Source organism: Terriglobales bacterium, assembly GCA_035937135.1.
Classification (GTDB): Bacteria; Acidobacteriota; Terriglobia; order Terriglobales; family Acidobacteriaceae; genus DASYVL01.
In genome coordinates this window covers 1-2,259 of the sequence record DASYVL010000086.1, presented here as the reverse complement: position 1 = coordinate 2,259, position 2,259 = coordinate 1, and the positions used below count along the sequence as shown (strand labels likewise).

Genomic DNA, 2,259 nt, shown 5'->3' with positions numbered 1-2,259 from the left:
GGCGACGGCATCGTGAAGCACTCCGCCAAGAAGATCCGGCGGCTCTACGGCGACAAGATCCTGGCCGGGTTTGCCGGCTCCACCGCCGACGCCTTCGCCCTGTTCAGCCGCTTCGAGACCAAGCTGGAGCAGTACCAGGGCAACCTGGGCCGGGCGGCGGTCGAGCTGGCCAAGGACTGGCGGACCGACAAGACCCTGCGGCAGCTCGAAGCCCTGCTGCTGGTCGCCGACCAGGGCCAAACTTTCCTTATCAGCGGCGCTGGAGACGTGATCGAGCCCGACGAGGGCATCGCCGCCATCGGCAGCGGCGGCCCGTACGCCACCTCTGCCGCCCGCGCCCTGGCCGAGCACACCCAGCTCTCCGCCCGCCAGATCGCCGAGGAGGCCATGAAGATCGCCGGCAAGATCTGCATCTACACCAACGACATATTCACCATCGAGGAGTTGTAGCTTTTTCTGAAGACCGAGAACTGAGAACCGAGAACTAGACCATGGCCATCTATCTGCCCGGCACCGTGGAAGAAGAGCAGGTCCTGCTGGACGAACTCACGCCGCGCGAGATCGTGGCCGAGTTGGACAAGTACGTGGTGGGGCAGCACGCAGCCAAGCGCGCCGTGGCCATCGCGCTGCGCAACCGCATGCGCCGCCAGAAGCTGGCGCCCGAGCTGGCGGAAGAGATCATGCCCAAGAACATCATCATGATCGGCCCCACGGGTGTGGGCAAGACGGAGATCGCGCGCCGCCTGGCCAAGCTCGCCAACTCTCCCTTCCTCAAGGTGGAAGCCTCGAAGTTCACCGAAGTGGGCTACGTGGGCCGAGATGTGGATTCGATGATCCGCGACCTGGTGGAGATCGCCGTGGAGATGGTGCGTGGGGAGAAGCTCGAGGACGTGGCCGACAAGGCCGAGCTCAACGCCGAGGAGCGCGTGCTCGACCTGCTGCTGCCCGCCGCCTCCTTCCAGAAGCCGCCGGAATCGGGCGGCGTGGGCTTCGCCGCCGAAGGCTCGGGGGAATCCTACTCGCGCGGCCGCGAGAAGCTGCGCCAGCAATTGCGCGAGGGCAAGCTCGACGACCGCGTGGTCGAACTCGACGTGCGCGAGAAATCCTTCCCCGCCTTCGAGATCATCTCCAACCAGGGCGTGGAGGAAATGGACATCAACATCAAGGATATGATGCCCAACATCTTCGGCCAGCGCACCAAGAAGCGGAAGATGAAGGTCTCCGAAGCCATCGAGTACATGATCCAGGAAGAGGAGCAGCGCCTCATCGACATGGAGCAGGTGACGCGCACCGCGGTGTCGCGCGTGGAGCAGTCGGGAATCATTTTCCTGGATGAGATCGATAAAATCGCCGGGCGCGAGTCCGGTCACGGGCCCGACGTCTCGCGCGAGGGCGTGCAGCGCGACATCCTGCCCATCGTCGAAGGCACCACGGTCAACACCCGCTACGGCATGGTGCGCACCGATCACATCCTGTTCATCGCCGCCGGCGCCTTCCACGTCTCCAAGCCTTCGGACCTCATCCCCGAGCTGCAGGGCCGCTTCCCCATCCGGGTGGAGCTGAAATCGCTGACCATCGGGGACTTCATCCGCATCCTCACCGAGCCCAAGTCGTCGCTGGTGAAGCAGTACACGGCGCTGCTCGAGACCGAGGGGCTGAAGCTGGAGTTCACCCGCGAGGCCCTGGACGAGATCGCCAACTTCGCCTTCCGCGTGAACGAGGGCACGGAGAACATCGGCGCCCGCCGCCTGCATACCATCATGGAGCGCGTGCTCGACGAGATCAGCTTCGACGCTCCCGAGATGAAGACTCGCGAGGTCACCGTGGACGCCGACTACGTGCGCAAGATGCTCGCCGACATCGTCAAGGACCAGGACCTCAGCCGCTACATCCTGTAGCGCCGGCGTCTCGGCGGCAACGAAGCTCTCCAACTCGCTAGGACTGTGTGGCACAGGCGTCCTCGCCTGTGCGATTGTCGCGGGTAACCCGGCGTCTCGCCGGCAACGATGCAGTTCACGACTCCGCCGCCCGGCACCGTATGACGCACGCTCGCCGCTTCTGTTAGTCTGTTCCACCTCGCATGCGAATCTTGCAGCATCTCTCCGGCCTGGCGGGACTTCTGGCGCTGGCGCTGCTCACCGGCTGCGGCGCGCAGGGCAACCCGCAGCCGCCCTCGCTCGACCTTCCCAAGCCGGTCGCGGACTTGAGGGCGGCACGCAAGGGAGACAGGGTCCTGCTCAACTGGACCGCGCCCCGCGA

At 65.2% G+C, this 2,259-nt stretch carries 2 protein-coding genes; both read left to right on the top strand.

The window, feature by feature from the left end; genetic code table 11:
- The first annotated feature begins 9 nt into the window (after nucleotides 1-9).
- Nucleotides 10-450: an ATP-dependent protease subunit HslV gene (gene hslV, locus VGQ94_05380; GenBank protein HEV2021940.1), complete on the top strand. Its 441-nt coding sequence runs from the start codon at nucleotides 10-12 to the stop codon at nucleotides 448-450.
- Between the two features lie 41 nt (nucleotides 451-491).
- Nucleotides 492-1,898 (top strand): ATP-dependent protease ATPase subunit HslU, encoded by a 1,407-nt coding sequence (gene hslU, locus VGQ94_05375; protein HEV2021939.1) that lies wholly within the window; start codon nucleotides 492-494, stop codon nucleotides 1,896-1,898.
- Nucleotides 1,899-2,259 lie beyond the last annotated feature (361 nt).